Source organism: Sphingomonas sp. HMP9 (assembly GCF_013374115.1).
In the GTDB taxonomy this organism is placed as follows: Bacteria; Pseudomonadota; Alphaproteobacteria; order Sphingomonadales; family Sphingomonadaceae; genus Sphingomonas.
The window spans coordinates 3,285,692-3,303,588 of record NZ_AP022673.1; the positions used below are offsets into that span (position 1 = coordinate 3,285,692).

Genomic DNA, 17,897 nt, shown 5'->3' on the forward strand with positions numbered 1-17,897 from the left:
CCTATCGCATGGCAATCGCGCGAGTTCCACAATGCCGGTTCCGCGACGGTTGATATTTGCGACCAATGCGGATAATGCGCCCGCTTCCTCGAAGGAAACGCGTTCGACGAATCGCCCGGCCAGTGTGGGCTGCCGCGGCGATTTCAGCGTCCTCCTTCGTAACCGAAAGGATAAAAATGCCCAAGCTGAAGACCAAGAGCGGCGTCAAGAAACGCTTCAAGCTCACCGCCACCGGCCTGCTCAAGCACGGCGTCGCCGGCAAGCGTCACCGTCTGGCGCATCACAACGGCAAGTACATCCGTCAGAACCGCGGCACCAAGCTGCTGTCCAAGGCCGATACCGCAGCAGTGAAGGCCTGGGCGCCTTACGGCCTGCGTTGAGCTGAGAAGGAATTAGACAATGGCACGCGTAAAACGGGGTGTTACCACCCGCGCCAAGCACAAGCGTATTTTGGTTCAGGCGAAGGGCTATTATGGCCGTCGCAAGAACACCATCCGCATCGCCCGTCAGGCCGTCGAAAAGGCCGGACAGTACGCTTACCGCGACCGCAAGGTTAAGAAGCGCACCTTCCGTGGCCTGTGGATCCAGCGCATCAACGCCGGCGTCCGCGCCGAGGGTCTGACGTACTCGCAGTTCATGCACGGCGTGAAGCTTGCGGGCATCGAACTCGACCGCAAGGTCCTGGCCGACATCGCGATGCACGAGGGCGCAGCCTTCAGCGCGATCGTCGCCCAGGTGAAGGCGGCACTCCCCCAGGCCGCGTAATCCGCGACTGAGGTGAGTTTCGGGAGGGCGTCGGTAGCAATACCGGCGCCCTTTCTGCGTTTTGCGGGCGCGCGGATTATTGTTCGTGGTTCTTCGTCATTCCCGCGAAGGCGGGAACCCATAAACTCCGAACCGTTGTGATTGCCCCAGAGGTCAGCCAATATGGATCCCCGCCTTCGCGGGGATGACGGGGGATAGTGGTAGATGGACTGGCAGCCCTGCATCTACATCCTCGCCAGCGGTCGCCACGGCACGCTCTACATCGGCGTCACCTCGAACCTGCTCGGCCGTATTCACCAGCACCGCGAAGGCTTGATCAAGGGCTTCACCTCCCGCTACGGCATCTATCGGCTTGTCCATTACGAGATGGCCGACACGATGGAAGCGGCGATCACGCGCGAGAAGCAGCTGAAAAAGTGGAACCGCGATTGGAAGCTGCGGCTAATCGAAGAGACGAACCGCGATTGGGACGATCTGGCGATAGGATTGGGACTACCGCCAATTCGTCGTGACGGATCAAGCGTTGACGATGCGCGAAATTAGGATGGCGAAACAGTGACCGAAGACCTGAACCAGATGCGCGAACACATGCTGACGGCGATCGGCGCCGCGTCCGGCCTCGACGCGCTCGACGCGTGCCGGGTCGAGGCGCTCGGCAAGCAGGGCACGATCACCGCGCTGCTGAAGACGCTCGGCAAGATGACGCCCGAAGAACGCCTCGTCCAAGGCCCGCAGATCCAGGGCCTGCGCGAAGCCGTCGCCAACGGCATCGCCGAGCGGAAAGCGACGCTCGAACGCGCCGCGCTCGACGCGCGCCTCGCCAGCGAAACGCTCGACATGACGCTCCCCGCCGACGCCACGCCCGCCGGCACGATCCACCCGGTCAGCCAGGTCATGGACGAACTCGCCGAGATCTTCGCCGACCTGGGTTTCGCGGTCGCCACCGGGCCCGAGATCGAGACCGACTGGCATAACTTCACCGCGCTCAACATCCCCGAGACGCATCCGGCGCGCGCGATGCACGACACCTTCTATCTCCAGCAGGGGATCGACGCGAAGGCCGCGGGCACCGCCGACGAGAAGACGACCTTCTCGCTGCTCCGCACGCACACGTCGCCCGTCCAGATCCGCACGATGGTATCGCAAAAGCCGCCGATCCGCATCATCGCCCCCGGCCGCACCTACCGCTCGGACTCCGACGCGACGCACACGCCGATGTTCCACCAGGTCGAGGGCCTCGTGATCGACAAGGGCATCACGCTCGGCCATCTCAAATGGACGCTTGAGACGTTCGTGAAGGCGTTCTTCGAGCGCGACGACATCGTCCTGCGGATGCGCCCGAGCTACTTCCCGTTCACCGAACCCTCGGTCGAGATCGACGTCGGCTACACGCTGGTGAAGGGCAAGCGCGTCGTCGGCGGCGCCGAGCCCGATGGCTGGCTTGAAATCCTCGGCTCCGGCATGGTCCATCGCAAAGTCATCAAGGCATGCGGGCTCGATCCCGACGAATGGCAGGGCTTCGCGTTCGGCTGCGGGATCGATCGCCTCGCGATGCTCAAATACGGCATGGACGACCTCCGCCCGTTCTTCGACGGCGATATCCGCTGGCTCAAACATTACGGCTTTTCGAGCCTCGACGTCCCCACTTTGTCCGGCGGAGTCGGCGCATGAAGTTCACGCTCAGCTGGCTCAAGCAGCACCTCGACACCACCGCCACGCTCGACCAGATCGTCGAGGCGCTGACCCGCATCGGCCTCGAAGTCGAAGGCGTCGAGAACCCCGGCGAGAAGCTTGCCGCGTTCACGATCGCCAAGGTGCTCAGCGCCGAACGCCATCCGCAGGCCGACAAGCTCCAGATTCTCTCGGTCGACGCCGGTAACGGCCCGCTGCAAGTCGTCTGCGGCGCACCCAACGCGCGCGCCGGCCTGATCGGCGTGTTCGGCGCACCCGGCGCCTATGTCCCCGGTCTCGACGTGACGTTGAAGCTCGCCAGCATCCGCGGGGTCGAATCCAATGGCATGATGTGCTCGACGCGCGAGTTAGAACTCGGCGAAGATCATGACGGCATCATCGAACTCCCCGAAGACGCGCCGATCGGCACGCCGTACCCCGACTATGCCGGCCTGACCGACCCGGTCATCGACGTCGCGATCACCCCCAACCGCCAGGACTGCATGGGCGTCCGCGGCATCGCGCGAGACTTAGCGGCAGCGGGTTTAGGCACGCTGACCCCGCTGGTCATTCCCACTCCCTCCGTCATCCCCGCGAACGCCGGGACCCAAGGCGCGGCAAGCGCGAACGGTGAGGTGGATTCCCGCGTTCGCGGGAATGACGGACGTGGGGCTGGGCCGGACGTCCGCACCGATGACCCGGAAGGCTGCCCCGCCTTCTTCGCCCAAACCGTTACCGGCGTGCGCAACGGCGAATCCCCCGACTGGATGCGCCGCAGCCTCATCGCGATCGGCCAGAAGCCCATCTCCGCGCTCGTCGACATCACCAATTACCTGATGATCGACCTCGGCCGTCCGCTCCACGTCTACGACCGCGCGAAACTCTCCGGCGGCCTCGTCGCACGCAAGGCGAAGGCCGGCGAACAGGTCGTCGCGCTCAACGGCAAGACCTACACGCTCGACGACAGCATGACCGTTGTCGCCGACGACACCGCCGTCCACGACATCGGCGGCATCATGGGCGGCGAGCATTCGGGCGTGTCGGCCGACACCAAAGACGTGCTGATCGAATGCGCCTATTTCGATCCCGACCACATCGCCCGCACCGGGCAAAAGCTCACGCTCACCTCCGACGCGCGCAGCCGGTTCGAGCGCGGCGTAGACCCCGCCTTCCTCGAAGACGGCCTGGCCATTGCCACCGCGCTCGTGCTGCACGTCTGCGGCGGCACGGCCAGCGACGTCACCCGCTCGGGTACGCCCCCGCTCGAACCGCGTGTGATCCATTACGACCCCCGCCTTAGCGCCGACCTCGGCGGCCTCCACGTCGCCCCCGAACGCCAGGCGCGCACGCTGTTGTCGCTCGGCTTCACGATCGGTGCGATCAAGAGCGCGGACGCGTTCAGCGACGCGCTGTTCTCAACGATCGAAGGCAAATGGCCGGTCACGGTCCCGAGCTGGCGCCGCGACGTCGACGGCCCCGCCGATCTCGTCGAGGAAGTCGTCCGCATCGAGGGCATCGACTCGATCCCCTCGACGCCGCTCCCTCGCATGCCCGGCGTCGCCAAGCCGACCGCCACGCCCGAGCAGAAGCTCGAACGGCGCGCGCGTCGCGCGGCCGCTGCCCGAGGCCTCGACGAAGCGGTAACGTGGAGCTTCCTCTCCGACGCCGAAGCCGAGCCCTTCGGCGGCGGCGCGTGGACCCTCGCCAACCCGATCAGCGAAGACCTCAAGGTCATGCGCCCCTCGCTGCTCCCCGGCCTGCTCGCCGCGACGGGGCGCAATCTCAAGCGCGGCCAGCAGAGCGTCCGCCTGTTCGAGATCGGTCGCCGCTACCTCGCCGAGGCCGAGCGCGCGACATTGGGCGTGGTGCTGGCCGGCGACCGCCGCCCGCGCGGCTGGCGCGACGGCAAGGCCGCCAGCTTCGACGCGTATGACGCCAAGGCCGAGGCGATCGCGCTCCTGGCCGCCTCGGGCGCACCGGTCGACAATCTCCAGGTGATGGGGGAGGCGGGCGATGCGTGGCACCCAGGCCAGTCGGGCACGTTGCGCCTCGGGCCGAAGACGGTGCTGGCAAGCTTCGGCATGCTGCACCCCTCGGTGCTGAAGGCGTTCGACCTCGATGGCGCGGTTGCGGCAGTCGAAGTCTATCTCGACGCGATCCCGCCCAAGCGCGCCTCTGGCTTCGCACGTCCCGCCTATACGCCGCCGGCGTTGCAGGCGGTCCGCCGCGACTTCGCGTTCCTCGTGCCGGCCACGCTCGCCACCGACACGCTGGTCCGCGCGGTCAAGGGGGCCGACAAGGCCGTGATCGTCTCGGCGCGCGTGTTCGACGTGTTCACCGGCCAGGGGGTCGAGGACGGCCACAAGTCGGTCGCGGTCGAGATCGTCCTGCAACCCACCGCCAAGAGCTTCACCGACGAGGAGATCAAGGCGGTCGCCGACAAGGTCGTCGCGGCGGCAACCAAGCAAGGCGCGAGTCTGCGCGGGTAAGCGTGCCCCGAACGGTACCACCCCGGCGTAGGCCGGGGCCCAATTGGGAAACGTCGCCAACGACGCGCACCGCTCCGTTACCATGGCTTTCCCACTTGGGCCCCGGCCTACGCCGTGGTGGTGTGGGGTGAGCCTTATCGCGCCTCAGGCGTTCGAGCCCAACGGAAGGAACCTCATGACCGACCTGATCACGATCGCCAACGACCACCTCACCGCCGAGATCAACCCGCAAGGCGCGGAGCTCACCCACCTCCACGACGCCGACGGCCGCGAACTCATGACCGACGCCGACCCGGCATTCTGGACCGGCCACGCGCCGATCCTCTTCCCCGTCGTCGGCGTCGTCAACGAAGGCGTCATCCGCCTCGACGGCACCGCCTACCCGATGCAGAAGCACGGCTTCGCACGCCACTCGACCTTCGAGGTCATCGCGCAGACCGAAACGTCGGCCACCTTCCGCCTCACCGACAGCGAAGACACGCGCAAAGCCTACCCCTTCGCCTTCGCGCTCGACATCGTCTTCACACTCGACGGCGCGACGCTGGCGATCGAGGCCCACATCCACAATCGCACCGAAGCGGCGATGCCGGCGAGCTTCGGCTTCCACCCCGCCTTCGCCTGGCCGCTGCCGTACGGCGAGCCCCGCGCCGACCACCGCATCACCTTCTCCGCCGACGAACCCGGCACGCTGAAGGCGATCAGCCCCGACGGCCAGATCGCCGTCGACGATCGCCCCTCGCCGGTAGAGGACCGCGTGATCGCCCTGCGCGACGACCTGTTCGCCAAGGACGCGCTCGTCTGGGACCCGATCCACTCCGACGCGCTCACCTACGGCGCCAGGACCGGCCCGCAGTTGCAGATCGCCTTCCCTGACACGCCGAAGCTCGGCATCTGGACCAAGCCCGGCGCGGCCTATGTCTGCGTCGAACCCTGGCACGGCATCGCCGACCCCGAGGGCTATACCGGCGACTATCGCGCCAAACCCGGCGTGTTCGAGATCCCGGCTGGCGGGGTGAAGCGCATCGAAATGCGCGTGACCCTCATGGCTCCCACCCGCTAACCACCAACGCCGTTCTCCCGCGAAAGCGGGAGCCCAGGGTCTCAAGCGATATCATCCGTTACCCTGGACCCCCGCCTTCGCGGGGAACGGAGAGGGTAGGGACGCCACCACGAACGGGCGCTGTCGCTAGCCCCTCTGTCCTCCAAGCCCCACATCTGCCAAGAGCGCGCATCCTCTTTTCCCGAGCCGGTCGCCCGCGCTCCCCGGACCCACATCATGACCATATCCCCCCGCCGCACCTTCGCGATCATCTCGCATCCCGATGCCGGCAAGACCACGCTGACCGAGAAGCTGCTGTATTTCGGCGGCGCGATCCATCTCGCCGGCGAAGTGAAGGCGCGCGGCCAGACCCGCCGCGCCCGCTCCGACTGGATGAAGATCGAGCAGCAGCGCGGCATCTCGGTCACCTCGTCGGTGATGACATTCGAGCGACAGGGGATCACCTTCAACCTGCTCGACACGCCGGGTCACGAGGACTTCTCCGAAGACACCTACCGCACGCTGACCGCGGTCGACTCCGCCGTCATGGTGATCGACGCCGCCAAGGGCATCGAGCCGCAGACGCGCAAACTGTTCGAGGTCTGCCGCCTGCGCAACGTGCCGATCATCACCTTCGTCAACAAGGTCGACCGCGAGGGCCGCGATCCGTTCTCACTGCTCGACGAGGTGGCCGAGATGCTCCAGCTCGACGTCTGCCCGATGAGCTGGCCGGTCGGCATGGGCGGCGAATTCGAGGGCGTGTACGATCTCTACGCCAACACGCTCAGCCGCCCCGAAGGCGACAGCCGCGAATTCATGGGTAAGGCGATTCCCTTCACCGGCATCGACGACCCCGAACTCGCCAAGATCCTGAGCCCCGAAGCCATGATCCGCCTGAACGACGAGGCCGAACTCGCGCAGGGCGGCTATTCGAGCTTCGACCCGGAAGCCTATCGCCGCGGCGACCTGACGCCGGTGTATTTCGGGTCCGCGCTGAAGGATTTCGGCGTCGCCGAGCTGATCGCCGCACTCGCCGACTACGCCCCGCCACCGCGCGCGCAGCCGGCCGAACCCGCGCCGATCTCCCCCGAAGAGCCCGAAGTGACCGGCTTCGTGTTCAAGGTGCAGGCGAACATGGACCCCAACCACCGCGATCGCATCGCGTTCATGCGGCTCTGTTCGGGCGTGTTCAAGCGCGGCATGAAGCTGACGCCCACCGGCCACGGCAAGCCGATCGCGGTCCATTCGCCGATCCTGTTCTTCGCGCAGAACCGCGAGTTGGCGGACGAGGCGTTTCCCGGCGACATCATCGGCATCCCCAACCACGGCACGCTGCGCGTCGGCGATACGCTCAGCGAACGGGCGGCGATCCGCTTCACGGGCCTGCCGAACTTCGCCCCCGAAATCCTGCGCCGCGTCGTGCTGAAGGATTTCACCAAGACCAAGCAGTTGCGCAAGGCGCTCGACGACATGGCGGAGGAGGGGGTGACGCAGGTCTTCTACCCCGACATCGGCTCGAACTGGATCATCGGCGTGGTCGGGCAGCTCCAGCTCGAAGTGCTGCTCTCGCGCCTCGATGCGGAGTATAAGGTTGCGGCAGGACTCGAACCCGCCCCGTACGAGACCGCCCGCTGGATTTCGGCGGAAGACCCGCAGGAGCTTAAGACGTTCGCCGAGATCAACCGCGGCGCGATGGCCAAGGACCGCGACGGCAACCCCGTCTTCCTTGCCAAGAGCGCGTGGGAAGTGAACTACATCGCCGAGCGTTATTCAAAGATTCGCTTCGCCGCGACGCGCGAGAGATAGGCTATCGCATCGGCCGGCAAGGTCTTCGAAGGCGACACGGTCTTCGAAGGCGACACGGCGTCCTCGAAGTTTTTGCCGGCCCCTGAACGAAAGATCACAGTGTCTGGTCGGTCTTGCCGGCCGAGCTATAGTGACGGCGCTCTTCGACGAGGATGCGCCGGCAGGACGCGATCTCCTCGAAACGTCACCGGATCACGCCCGTTCCCGGCGCCTACTCTAAAGCCGAGGCCGTACGGCCTTCAACGCGATCCGGACCGGCTGCATCGTCTCGATCGGCTTGAACGACAAGAGCATCACAAGCGCCACGCCCGCAATCGATGCCGCGCCGAGGAACCGCACGAAACGCTCGCCCGTCAGCGGTGCGCCACAGTGGAACAGCGCCACTGCGAGAACGAGCGCCGCGACGAGGCGCAGCGCGCGGATCGCGGAGGGGGCGACGATTCCCAGGTCGCGCCGATACCGGAACGCGGTTGCCGCGAGCAGCAGCCAGCCGAAGAAGCACAGCGCGGTGGCTTCAAGCATGTACGGTCTCCGATACGGATTTGCGGATCTTTGCGACGGGTTTGCTCCGGGCGGAGCGCCAGGCGCCGAGTGCGAGCAGCGCGGCGACCGCGAGCATGGCGAAGTCGAACGCCGCGAACAGCGTGTCGCCGGTCAGGATCGATGCCGGCAGCCCGCGCGGCGTGGTCACCGTATCGACCACCGGGATCGCCGCGAACGCGATGGCGCCGATCGCGAACCCGTCGGTCCACGCACGGCGCGCCGGCCGGAGCATTTGCAGGAGCGCAACGCCACCCCATGCCCAGAACATCGTCGCGACTTCGGCGTCGGCGCGGTTTGCGGCTGCGGCGGGGATCAGGCGGTTGGCGAGCAGATAGGCGGCCATCCCGATCGGGAGGCCGGCGATGACGCCGATGTTCAGCCGCTCGACCAGCTTCAGTCCGAAGAACGGCACCGCGCCGGGCTTGCGGCGCTTGGCGGTCCACAGCAGCAGCCCGGTCCCGACCATCGCCGCGCCGGTCAGCCCCAGCACGAAATACGCCCAGCGCAACGCCGGCCCTGCGAACTGTGCGACGTGCAGCCCCAGCATCACGCCGGCGGTGGCGAGCGCGGGGCCGACGCCGCCGGCACCCTCGAGGAACCGCCCGTCGCCGCCCGCATAGGTGACCGATGGACCGCGTCCGTTGAGCGAGGCGCTCGAATGACGGTACAGCGTGACGGTGCTGGCGGCGTCGCTCGGGTTGCGCACCACCAGCGTCGCGACGGGCGCACCGAAGCGCCGCTCAGCGTCCGCGACCAGCGGGCCGATCGCGACCAACGGCGTTGCCACGCCCTTTGCATCGCGCTCGGTCGGTATGCCGAACGCCGCTTGCGCGAACTCGGCGGGCTTGGCGTAGGTCGCGACGACCGGCCACGGCATGTACATCGCCACCAGCGTGATCAGCCCGGTATAGGTGATCATCGCGTGGTAGGGCAGCGCCAGTACCGCCGAGACGTTGTGCGCATCGAGCCAGCTCCGTTGTCCCTTGTTCCAGCGCAGCGTGAAGAAATCGGCGAAGATCCGCTTGTGCGTGATCACGCCCGACACGATCGCGCCGAGCATGAACATCGCGCAGAGCCCGGCGAGCCAGCGGCCCCAGGGATGCGGCAATTGCAGCTGGAAATGGAAGCGATAGAAATGCTCGCCGCCGCGAGTCTCGCGGGCGTGGACGTTATCGCCGGTCGCAGGGTCGAGCACGATTTCGGGCGCGCGACGCTTGGCCGCCTTGGGGTCCGGCTTGCGCAGTTCGAAGACCCGCGTGACCGCGGTGCGCGCATCCGGAAGATAGATATACCATTGGAGGTCGTCCGCGCCGACCCGCTGCATGTGCGCGACCGCCGTCTCCGCCGCGTGGAGCGTCGTGACCGGAGTCGCACGGAATTCCGGCTGCATCCACTGCGTGATTTCGGGCCGGAAATAACTCGCCGTCCCGGTCAGGAACATGGCGAACAGGATCCAGCCGGCCAGCAGGCCGAGCCAACCGTGGATCCACGCCATGCTCTGGCGGACATTGGTCCTCACGGCTCCGCTCAAGGCCGAACGCCGAGTAGCCAGAGCACGCCGCCGCCGATGAGTGCGAGTCCCCATACGAGCGCTGCGACCCGTGCGAGCCGGTGTTCGTGGAAGCACCACAAGGCGATGGCCGCATAGATCGCGAACGACAGGATCATGCCCCAACTCGTCGCCTCGACGCGCGGAACGGGGAGCAGGCGGGCGAGCAACGTCGCCAGCACCGCCGCCGCGGCATAGCCGCCGACCAGCGCGGTCGCGCTCCGGAACAGCGTGCTCCAGACGACCGGACGCACGGTCCGGCGCTTGGGAAATGGGCCGGCGTTCAAGATCCGGCCGTGCATGAACATTCTGTCATTTTTCCTTGCCGTGTTGCCGAACCGCCTTTAGCGGGCTTTGCGAGTCATTATCAATATCAAAGTGGGTATCGCTTATGCGGGGACGTTTCGTGGTCGGGTTGCTGTTGGGGACGACGTTCGGCAGCATCGCGGTGCCGGCCTTTGCAGAAGGCCATCCGCCGATCGTACCGGCGGCGACTGACGTCGGCGTGCCGCCATCGGACGACGATGCCCAGACTCGTAGCGACGAGATCATCGTCAACGGCGAGCGTATCCGCAAGACCGGCAGCACCGGCACCAAGACCGAGACGCCGCTGATCCGCACGCCGCAGGTCATCACCAGCATCGACGAGAAGGAACTGACGCTTCGCAACGCGCTGTCGATCAACCAGGCGCTCGGTTATGTCGCGGGCGTCTCGCCGAACCAGCGCGGCAACGTCGCCACCCGTTACGATCAGCTCTACGTCCGCGGCTTCGCGCCGGGCCAGTATATGGACGGTATGCGGCTGCTGGGCGGGGTCTATTCCACGCCGCAGATCGACTTCCACCTCGTCGAGCGCGTCGATGTGATCAAGGGACCGGCATCGGTTCTGTACGGCAACTCGACGCCGGGCGGGCTGGTCAACCTGACCAGCAAGGTTCCCTATGCCGAATCCGGCGGGCGGATCGAGCTGGCGGCGGGCAATTTCGACCTGTTGCGCAGTGCGATCGACGTGAACCAGCCGCTCGACAAGGATCACAAATGGCTGTTCCGCGTGATCGCGGGCGCCGAGCGGTCGGACGGGTTCGTCGCGATGACCGGCAACCGCCGCTATTACGCACGCCCCATGCTGACCTTCGCGCCCGACGAGGCGACCAGCGTCACGCTGATCCTCAATTACCAGCGCGATCCGGAATCGGCGTCGTACAGCGGCGTGCCGGCCTATGGCTCCGCACTCGCCAATCCGTTCGGGCAGTTCGCGACCGACTTCAACGTGAGCGAGCCTGCGTATGAAGCGTTCGATCGCAAGCAGAAATCGGCGACGCTGCTGTTCCGCCACGACTTTAACGACCGGCTGAGCTGGGCGATCAGTGCTCGCTACCTCGACGTCGATCTCCACTACCGCCAGATCTACCTGTCGGCGTTCGCGACGACCGGTACGGGCGCCAATCGCACCACCGATTTCTCGACGATCGTGCGCGGCGGGGGCGGGTCGGACGAATCGTTCCGGACGATCACGATCGACAACCACGCGACCGCCAAGTTCGCGACCGGGCCGTTGCAGCACACGCTGCTCGCGGGTGTCGACTGGCAGAACAACCAGGGTAGGAACGCGCAGCAGTTCAACACCGGCGTGACCGGCAATCCGTCCACCAGCATCCCGAACCTCACGCTGTTCGCACCGGTCTATGGCGGCGTGCAGCCCAGCTTCCCGCTCACCCAGACGCGCAATTTCCGCAAGATCGACCAGGTCGGCGCCTATGTGCAGGACCAGATCGCGATCGGCGGGCTGCAACTCATCGCGAGCGGGCGCTACGACTGGTACGACCAGACGACGGTGAACCGCAACGCCGCGGCAGGGCTCGCCAGCGGTGTGACGCGTCTCCACCAGACGGCGTTCACCGGCCGCCTCGGCGCGCTGTACGAGACCAAGGTCGGCCTGGCGCCCTTCGCCAGCTATTCGGAAAGCTTCGAGCCGCAGACCGGCACCGGCTTCGACGGCGCATCGTTCGTGCCCGTCACCGGTCGCCAGTACGAAGCGGGCCTGAAATACCAGCCGCGCGGCACCAGCGCGCTGTTCACGCTCTCGGCGTTCGATCTGCGGCGCCAGAACGTGCCGACGACCGATCCCGCCAACCCCAATTTCTCGATCCAGATCGGCGAAGTCGCGGTGCGGGGCATCGAGCTCGACGGGCGGGGCGAGATTACGCCGGGCCTGACCGTCACGGTCGCCGGCACCTATACCGATCCCGAGGTCACGCAGGGCACGCCGGTCGTCGGCACCGGCGATCAGCTCAGCGGCGTCACCGGCACCAGGCCGCTCGGCATATCGACGTGGAGCGCATCGAGCTTCGTGAACTACGACCTGTCACGGACCGGGGGCGGCGCCTTGTCGGGGTTCAACATTGGCGGCGGCGTGCGCTATGTCGGCAAGTCCGATGGCACCGCGACGCGCGTGGCCGCCAACCAGACCGTCGTCACCCGGTTCCAGTCGCCGGGCTATGTGCTGGTCGATGCGGTGCTCGGCTATGATCTCGGCAAGTTCGACGACTCGCTCAAGGGCATGAGCCTGACCGCGAACGTCGCCAACCTGTTCGACAAGCGCCACATCGCCAGCTGTTTCTTCGTCGACAGCTGTTACTTCGGCGCCTCGCGGACCGTTGTCGGGTCGTTGCGCTTCAACTGGTAGCCGCAGTGCTGACATCGGGGGCAATGCCCCCGATGTCAGCGTACGTCCTCGATCGGCGCGCTCAGGATCACGCGCAATCCGGGCATGTTGTCGTCCTGCTCGATCTCACCCGACAGCCCGGCGACGATAGCGGTCATCATGCGGCTGCCGAAGCCCACGCGGCTCCCGGACTTGCCGACGCCATTGTCCGCGACGATCAGCCGCATTCGGTTGCGATGCTGTTCCAGGATGATCTGGATCGGGCCGGCCTGTCCGCGATACGCATATTTGCTGGCGTTGATGACGAGTTCGGTCAGCACCAGCCCGATGTTCACCGCACGATCGGTGGCGACCAGGACCGGCGCCAGGTCGAGCGTCATCTGCGACGCCCAGTCGTCGCCGAGCGAGGTCTTCATGTCCTCCGCCAGTTCCTCGATATACCGGGACAGATCGACCGACTCGACCTGATCGTCGCGGTACAGCCGCCGATGGACCAGCGCGACCGCCGCGAGCCGGGCCTGGGCTTCGGCGAGATGCTCCTTCACCTTGGCGTCGTCGGACGATTTCGCCTGCAACGACAGGAACGCGGCGACCAGCTGGAGGCTGTTCTGCACGCGGTGATTGACCTCCTTCATCAGGACGTCCTTCTGCGCGATCAACGCGTCCTTGTCGGCGAGCGTGCGCTGCAGGTCGGCGTTCAGCGACCGCAGCCGCTGGTTGACGTACGCGTCGTGGAACGCCCGGCGCAGTCGGTGCGCGGCCTCGATCTCCTCGCGCGTCCAGCGTCGCGATCGACCGCTGACGGCCTGCGTCCACGATTCGAACGACGTGCGCGGGGTAAGGACTGCGTTCGGATCGACGGATACCGCCTTGTGCGGATTGCCCGCCCACTCGACCTCTTCGATCTGCTCGGCGCGGAACCACAGCAGCACCGCGCCCTCGTCGACCAGCGGCAGCGCGAGCAGGCCGCTCGCCCTGGCGGAATAGGCGCGCGCCGACGGGTAGGCGATCGGCAGTTCGTGCGTGGCGAACGGCTCGATCCCGCCACGCGTCCGCGTCCACGCGGCAAGATCGAGAATGTCGTCCTTGGGCGGACACACGCCATCAATATCGACGATCTGGCCATCGACATAGGCAAACCCATCGCCATCAAACATCCGGCGAAGATCGTCGCGCAACGCCGTGACGATGGTGCGTGGCGCCGGTTCGGTCGCGAGCTTGGGAATCACCGCATCTTCCGCCGCGCGCAGCCGCAGCCGCTCCCGATAGGTCTCGGCTTCTTCCTTCGCGCGAATCTGGCGCGCAAGTCCGCCGGCAAGCGTCGCCGAGGCGGCACGGATATCCGGGGTGAGGCTCTTCGGCGTGCCGTGGTGGCAGGCGATCATGCCCCACAACAGCCCGTCCTTGACGATCGAGATCGATGCGGACGCCGCGACCCCCATGTTGGCGAGATAGCGCAGATGGATCGGCGACACGCTGCGCAGCGCGACGTCGCTCAGATCGAGCGTCTCGAACCCGGCCGGGCGTAGCACAGCCGGTACGTAGGCGATCGTCGGGATCGTCCGCGTCCGGTTGCGCACATACAGCGCGCGGGCCTGCCTGGGGATGTCCGACGCGGGAAAATGATGATTGAGGAAGGTGCCGAGACCCGACACCTTGTCTTCCGCCATCACGCGGCCGGCCTCGTCGTCGAGAAAACGGTAGACCATCACGCGGTCGAACCCGGTCAGCTGCCGGAACGCGGTCGCCGCACGCTCGCACAGCGCCTGCAGGTTGCTGGCGCGTTCGAACGTCATCGCCATCGCGTTGAGCCGGCCCAGCATGCCGGCCGCGGTCATCGGCTCGGCCTCGACGGGTTCGAGCTCGACGATGACATGGACCGCGCCGCGGTGGATCGTGACGTCGAACCGTTCGGTCGGCCCCGTAACCGGCACCCCGGCGATCGCGACACCGGCGATCGGCTCGTCGGACGACAAAGTCGCGGCGACGTCCTGCGCCAGTAGTGCCGACAGATCGCGGCCCAGCCAGTCGGGGGCCAGCCGGGTTTCGAGATCGCCCGCGCCCGCGACGATCGTAAGAGTCGCGGCGTCGGCGACGAGCAGCAGGCCGTGCGGCTGGATCGCACCGGGAATATGAATCGGCTCGCGGTCGCACGCGGTCAGGTCCAGCCCCACGTCCTTGGCAGAACTGGCAGTATCGCTCGACGCGCTCATGTAGGTGAAACTCTCCTCAAGAACGCCGATCATGCCGTCCCCGGCGGAACAAAGCAAATACCTGCAGCCGCTTACGGCATTAATCTGCCGCAATATCGGCCGGTGCGCTCTCGCCGTAACGCCGCGCGATTACCGCGCAGGCGATCAGCTGCAACTGGTGGAACAGCATCAGCGGCAGCAGGATCACGCCGACCTGCGCGGGTGGGAACAGCACGCCCGCCATCGGCACGCCCGACGCCAGGCTCTTCTTCGACCCGCAGAATTGCAGCACGATCGCATCCTCGCGGGGCAGCTTCATCAGGCGTGCGACCGCAAAGGTAAGCGCCAGCACGAATGCGAGCAGCGCGGCACACAGGAGCCCGATCAGGATCAGATCGCCGATCGACAATCTGGTCCACAGTCCCTCGACCACCGCCGCGCCGAACGCGCTGTAAACGACCAGCAGGATCGAACCGCGATCGACCACCGTCAGCAGTGCCTTGTTGCGCGTCACCCACGCGCCGATCAGCGGGCGGAGCAGATGCCCCGCGACGAACGGCACGAGGAGTTGCAGGACGATCGACTCGACGCTCTGGAGCGACAGCCCGGCGCTATCTGACGTCCGCATCAGCAGCGCGACCAACGCGGGCGTGACCAGGATGCCGAGCAGGTTGGAGAACGACGCGCTGCACACGGCGGCTGCGACATTGCCGCGCGCGATCGCGGTGAACGCGATCGAGGACTGAACGGTCGAGGGGAGCAACGTCAGGAACAGCAGTCCGGCAGCTAGCGGCCCGCTCACGAACGGCAACGCGCTGAGCCCCAATCCGAACAGCGGGAACGCGACGAACGTGACCGCCAACACTGCCAGATGCAGCTTCCAATTGCGCAAGCCTGCCCAGATCGCATCGCGCGACAGTTTCGCGCCGTGCAGGAAGAAGAGCAGGACAATGCCGATATCCGCCGCATAGCCGACGATCGTCGCCATCTCGCCGCGAGCCGGCAACAGGCTGGCCAACACGACGGTCCCGAGCAGCATCAGGATGAACGGCTCGAAGACCGCCAGGAAACGTCCGATCATGGATGCGCTTTTACATACGCATCCAGCGTCGCGAGATGGCCGCTGAGCGCCGCGTCGTCGAGGAAGCTGCCGAGGAAGCTGTTGCGCGCAAGCGTCACCACCTGCTCGCGCGAGAGATTGCGCGCGCGCGCGGTCTGCCGGAAATTCTCGCCGATATAGCCCCCGAAATAGGCCGGATCGTCCGAATGGATCGTCGCGCGCAGGCCGAGATCGAGCATCCGGTCGATCGGGTGGTTCTCCAGCCGGTCGACGTTGCGCAGCGCGACGTTGGACAGTGGACATACGGTCAACGTCATCGCGTCGCGCGCCAGGCGGGCGACCAGCGCCGGATCCTCCAGCGCGCGGTTGCCATGGTCGATCCGGTCGACCTGAAGGATGTCGAGCGCCTCGTGAATATACGCAGGCGGTCCCTCCTCGCCGGCATGCGCGCACAGCATCAGCCCGGCATCCCCCGCCGCCGCGAACACGCGCGCGAACTTCGATGGCGGATGCCCGACCTCGGACGAATCGAGCCCGACGCCGATGAACTGGTCGAGCCACGGCTCGGCCTGCGCGAACGTCTTGAACGCATCCTCCTCGTCGAGATGGCGCAGGAAGCTCATGATCAGCCCCACGCTCATGCCGTGCCTGGCCTGCGCCTCGTCGATGCCAGCGAACAGCCCGCGCGCGACCACGTCGAACGGAATGCCGCGATGCGTGTGCGTCTGCGGATCGAAGAAGATCTCGGCATGGATCACGCCGTCTGCCGCGACGCGGTCGAAATAGGCGACCGCCAGATCGCGGAAATCCTCCTCGGTCTGGAGCACCGCGGCGCCGGCATAATAGATGTCGAGAAAGGTCTGGAGGTTGGTGAAGCTATACGCCGCGCTGACGTCCTCGACGCTCTTGAACGGGATCGCGACCTTGTTGCGCTCGGCCAGCGCGAACATCAGTTCGGGCTCCAGGCTGCCCTCGATATGGAGGTGGAGTTCGGCCTTGGGCAGGTTCGTGATGAAGTCGTCGGTCATGATCCGTCCTGTCGCTGGGGTCGCGTCGGCTGCAACCATTCCGCGCGCCGCGCACTACCGCAAGTGCGAAAGCCGTTGCATGACAATCCTGTCACGTTACCGAGCGCGTAAACCTACGCGAAGGACAGACTCGATGCCCACAGGATTGGTCGCACTGCTCGACGACATCGCCGGGATCACCAAGCTCGCCGCCGCGAGCCTCGACGATATCGGCGCGGCGACCAGCAAGGCGGGCAGCAAGGCGATCGGCGTGGTGGTCGACGACGCCGCGGTGACGCCGCGCTACATGGTCGGGTTCGAGCCAAAGCGCGAACTGCCGATGATCTGGAAGATCGCGCTGGGCTCGTTCCGCAACAAGCTGATCTTCATCCTCCCCGCCGCGCTCGCGCTCAGCGCGTTCGCGTCGTGGTTGCTCACGCCGCTGCTGATGATCGGCGGGACATATCTGTGCTTCGAGGGCGCCGAGAAGATTCTCGAGGCGTTCGGGGGCGGTCATGCCGAGGAAGACGTCGACGTGCCAACCGACGCGAAGGTGCTGGAGGACCAGAAGGTCTCGGGCGCGATCCGCACGGACTTCATTCTGTCGGCCGAGATCATGGTGATCGCGCTGTCGGACGTCGCGACCAAGCCGATCTGGGAGCAGGCGATCGTGCTGGCGCTGGTCGGCATCGTCATTACGATCGGCGTCTACGGCGTCGTCGCGTTGATCGTGAAGATGGACGATATCGGCCTGCATCTGGCGCAACGCAGCAGCGCTCCGGTCCAGGCGATCGGCCGCGGACTGGTGAAGGGCATGCCGCTCGTCATGTCGGCGCTGTCAGTGATCGGTACCGCGGCGATGGTGTGGGTCGGGGGTCAGATCATCGTCCACGGGGTCGAGACATTCGGCTTCACGACGCTCCCGCACTGGATCCACGATACGGCCGAGCACGCGGCGGCGGCGGTACCGTTCGCCAAGGGCGCGGTGAACTGGGCGGTGAACGCGTTCTTCTCGGGCGTGGTCGGCCTGATCCTCGGCGGCGCGATCGCGCTGGGTTTGCATGCGGTGAAGAAGCCCGAGGCGCACTGACCAGAGCGTTGTTCATGCTTC

15 protein-coding genes are annotated in these 17,897 nt (G+C 66.4%); 9 read left to right on the forward strand and 6 right to left on the reverse strand.

The window, feature by feature from the left end:
- Positions 1-176 precede the first annotated feature (176 nt).
- From rpmI to HMP09_RS14890, 7 genes are all read left to right on the forward strand, one after another.
- Positions 177-380 carry a 50S ribosomal protein L35 gene (gene rpmI / locus HMP09_RS14860; RefSeq protein WP_031395289.1) on the forward strand — a complete coding sequence of 68 codons (204 nt, stop codon included), beginning with the start codon at positions 177-179 and terminating at the stop codon, positions 378-380.
- A 19-nt stretch (positions 381-399) separates the two neighbouring features.
- Positions 400-765, forward strand: coding sequence for a 50S ribosomal protein L20 (gene rplT / locus HMP09_RS14865; RefSeq protein ID WP_056054375.1), 366 nt, complete (start codon positions 400-402; stop codon positions 763-765).
- Between the two features lie 204 nt (positions 766-969).
- Positions 970-1,308: a GIY-YIG nuclease family protein gene (locus HMP09_RS14870; RefSeq protein ID WP_176501001.1), complete on the forward strand. Its 339-nt coding sequence runs from the start codon at positions 970-972 to the stop codon at positions 1,306-1,308.
- Between the two features lie 33 nt (positions 1,309-1,341).
- The gene (gene pheS, locus HMP09_RS14875; protein ID WP_176501802.1) at positions 1,342-2,436 is read left to right on the forward strand and encodes a phenylalanine--tRNA ligase subunit alpha; all 1,095 of its coding nucleotides are present in this window, start codon (positions 1,342-1,344) and stop codon (positions 2,434-2,436) included.
- On the forward strand, positions 2,433-4,925 hold the full coding sequence (gene pheT / locus HMP09_RS14880) for a phenylalanine--tRNA ligase subunit beta (RefSeq protein ID WP_176501002.1): 2,493 nt from the start codon (positions 2,433-2,435) through the stop codon (positions 4,923-4,925). The genes pheS and pheT overlap by 4 nt, the downstream gene beginning before the upstream one ends.
- A 175-nt stretch (positions 4,926-5,100) precedes the next feature.
- On the forward strand, positions 5,101-5,985 hold the full coding sequence (locus tag HMP09_RS14885) for an aldose 1-epimerase family protein (protein WP_176501003.1): 885 nt from the start codon (positions 5,101-5,103) through the stop codon (positions 5,983-5,985).
- Between the two features lie 216 nt (positions 5,986-6,201).
- Positions 6,202-7,770, forward strand: a complete 1,569-nt coding sequence (locus HMP09_RS14890; RefSeq protein WP_176501004.1) for a peptide chain release factor 3 — start codon at positions 6,202-6,204, stop codon at positions 7,768-7,770.
- A gap of 216 nt (positions 7,771-7,986) precedes the next feature.
- Here HMP09_RS14890 and HMP09_RS14895 read toward each other — a convergent pair whose 3' ends face one another.
- From HMP09_RS14895 to HMP09_RS14905, 3 genes are read right to left on the reverse strand one after another with little or no spacing between them, the layout of a single operon-like run.
- Complete coding sequence (locus tag HMP09_RS14895; RefSeq protein ID WP_176501005.1) at positions 7,987-8,292, reverse strand: DUF3325 family protein; 306 nt, start codon at positions 8,290-8,292, stop codon at positions 7,987-7,989.
- Positions 8,285-9,832 (reverse strand): PepSY-associated TM helix domain-containing protein, encoded by a 1,548-nt coding sequence (locus HMP09_RS14900; RefSeq protein ID WP_176501006.1) that lies wholly within the window; start codon positions 9,830-9,832, stop codon positions 8,285-8,287. The genes HMP09_RS14895 and HMP09_RS14900 overlap by 8 nt, the downstream gene beginning before the upstream one ends.
- 8 nt (positions 9,833-9,840) lie before the next feature.
- Complete coding sequence (locus HMP09_RS14905; RefSeq protein WP_176501007.1) at positions 9,841-10,164, reverse strand: iron transporter; 324 nt, start codon at positions 10,162-10,164, stop codon at positions 9,841-9,843.
- Positions 10,165-10,253: 89 nt separating this feature from the next.
- Here HMP09_RS14905 and HMP09_RS14910 point away from each other — a divergent pair, with 89 nt between their 5' ends.
- Positions 10,254-12,548, forward strand: coding sequence for a TonB-dependent siderophore receptor (locus HMP09_RS14910; RefSeq protein ID WP_176501008.1), 2,295 nt, complete (start codon positions 10,254-10,256; stop codon positions 12,546-12,548).
- A 35-nt stretch (positions 12,549-12,583) separates the two neighbouring features.
- Here HMP09_RS14910 and HMP09_RS14915 read toward each other — a convergent pair whose 3' ends face one another.
- The 3 genes from HMP09_RS14915 to HMP09_RS14925 are packed head-to-tail and all read right to left on the reverse strand — an operon-like array spanning position 12,584 to position 16,807.
- Positions 12,584-14,773: a histidine kinase dimerization/phosphoacceptor domain -containing protein gene (locus HMP09_RS14915; protein ID WP_232090353.1), complete on the reverse strand. Its 2,190-nt coding sequence runs from the start codon at positions 14,771-14,773 to the stop codon at positions 12,584-12,586.
- Between the two features lie 46 nt (positions 14,774-14,819).
- Positions 14,820-15,800 (reverse strand): bile acid:sodium symporter family protein, encoded by a 981-nt coding sequence (locus tag HMP09_RS14920; RefSeq protein WP_176501009.1) that lies wholly within the window; start codon positions 15,798-15,800, stop codon positions 14,820-14,822.
- Positions 15,797-16,807 (reverse strand): adenosine deaminase, encoded by a 1,011-nt coding sequence (locus tag HMP09_RS14925; RefSeq protein WP_176501010.1) that lies wholly within the window; start codon positions 16,805-16,807, stop codon positions 15,797-15,799. The genes HMP09_RS14920 and HMP09_RS14925 overlap by 4 nt, the downstream gene beginning before the upstream one ends.
- Positions 16,808-16,940: 133 nt before the next feature.
- Between HMP09_RS14925 and HMP09_RS14930 the strand changes: the two genes are divergently transcribed.
- Entirely contained in the window at positions 16,941-17,876 is a 936-nt protein-coding gene (locus tag HMP09_RS14930; protein WP_176501011.1) for a DUF808 domain-containing protein, read from the forward strand.
- Positions 17,877-17,897: the final 21 nt, after the last annotated feature.

What these genes read in the sequence shown, in the direction of transcription:
- rpmI (WP_031395289.1), top strand. Translation starts at nt 177, where the DNA reads ATGCCCAAGCTGAAGACCAAGAGCGGCGTCAAGAAACGCTTCAAGCTC.
- rplT (WP_056054375.1), top strand. Translation starts at nt 400, where the DNA reads ATGGCACGCGTAAAACGGGGTGTTACCACCCGCGCCAAGCACAAGCGT.
- HMP09_RS14870 (WP_176501001.1), top strand. Translation starts at nt 970, where the DNA reads ATGGACTGGCAGCCCTGCATCTACATCCTCGCCAGCGGTCGCCACGGC.
- pheS (WP_176501802.1), top strand. Translation starts at nt 1,342, where the DNA reads ATGCGCGAACACATGCTGACGGCGATCGGCGCCGCGTCCGGCCTCGAC.
- pheT (WP_176501002.1), top strand. Translation starts at nt 2,433, where the DNA reads ATGAAGTTCACGCTCAGCTGGCTCAAGCAGCACCTCGACACCACCGCC.
- HMP09_RS14885 (WP_176501003.1), top strand. Translation starts at nt 5,101, where the DNA reads ATGACCGACCTGATCACGATCGCCAACGACCACCTCACCGCCGAGATC.
- HMP09_RS14890 (WP_176501004.1), top strand. Translation starts at nt 6,202, where the DNA reads ATGACCATATCCCCCCGCCGCACCTTCGCGATCATCTCGCATCCCGAT.
- HMP09_RS14895 (WP_176501005.1), bottom strand. Translation starts at nt 8,292, where the DNA reads ATGCTTGAAGCCACCGCGCTGTGCTTCTTCGGCTGGCTGCTGCTCGCG.
- HMP09_RS14905 (WP_176501007.1), bottom strand. Translation starts at nt 10,164, where the DNA reads ATGCACGGCCGGATCTTGAACGCCGGCCCATTTCCCAAGCGCCGGACC.
- HMP09_RS14910 (WP_176501008.1), top strand. Translation starts at nt 10,254, where the DNA reads ATGCGGGGACGTTTCGTGGTCGGGTTGCTGTTGGGGACGACGTTCGGC.
- HMP09_RS14915 (WP_232090353.1), bottom strand. Translation starts at nt 14,773, where the DNA reads ATGATCGGCGTTCTTGAGGAGAGTTTCACCTACATGAGCGCGTCGAGC.
- HMP09_RS14920 (WP_176501009.1), bottom strand. Translation starts at nt 15,800, where the DNA reads ATGATCGGACGTTTCCTGGCGGTCTTCGAGCCGTTCATCCTGATGCTG.
- HMP09_RS14925 (WP_176501010.1), bottom strand. Translation starts at nt 16,807, where the DNA reads ATGACCGACGACTTCATCACGAACCTGCCCAAGGCCGAACTCCACCTC.
- HMP09_RS14930 (WP_176501011.1), top strand. Translation starts at nt 16,941, where the DNA reads ATGCCCACAGGATTGGTCGCACTGCTCGACGACATCGCCGGGATCACC.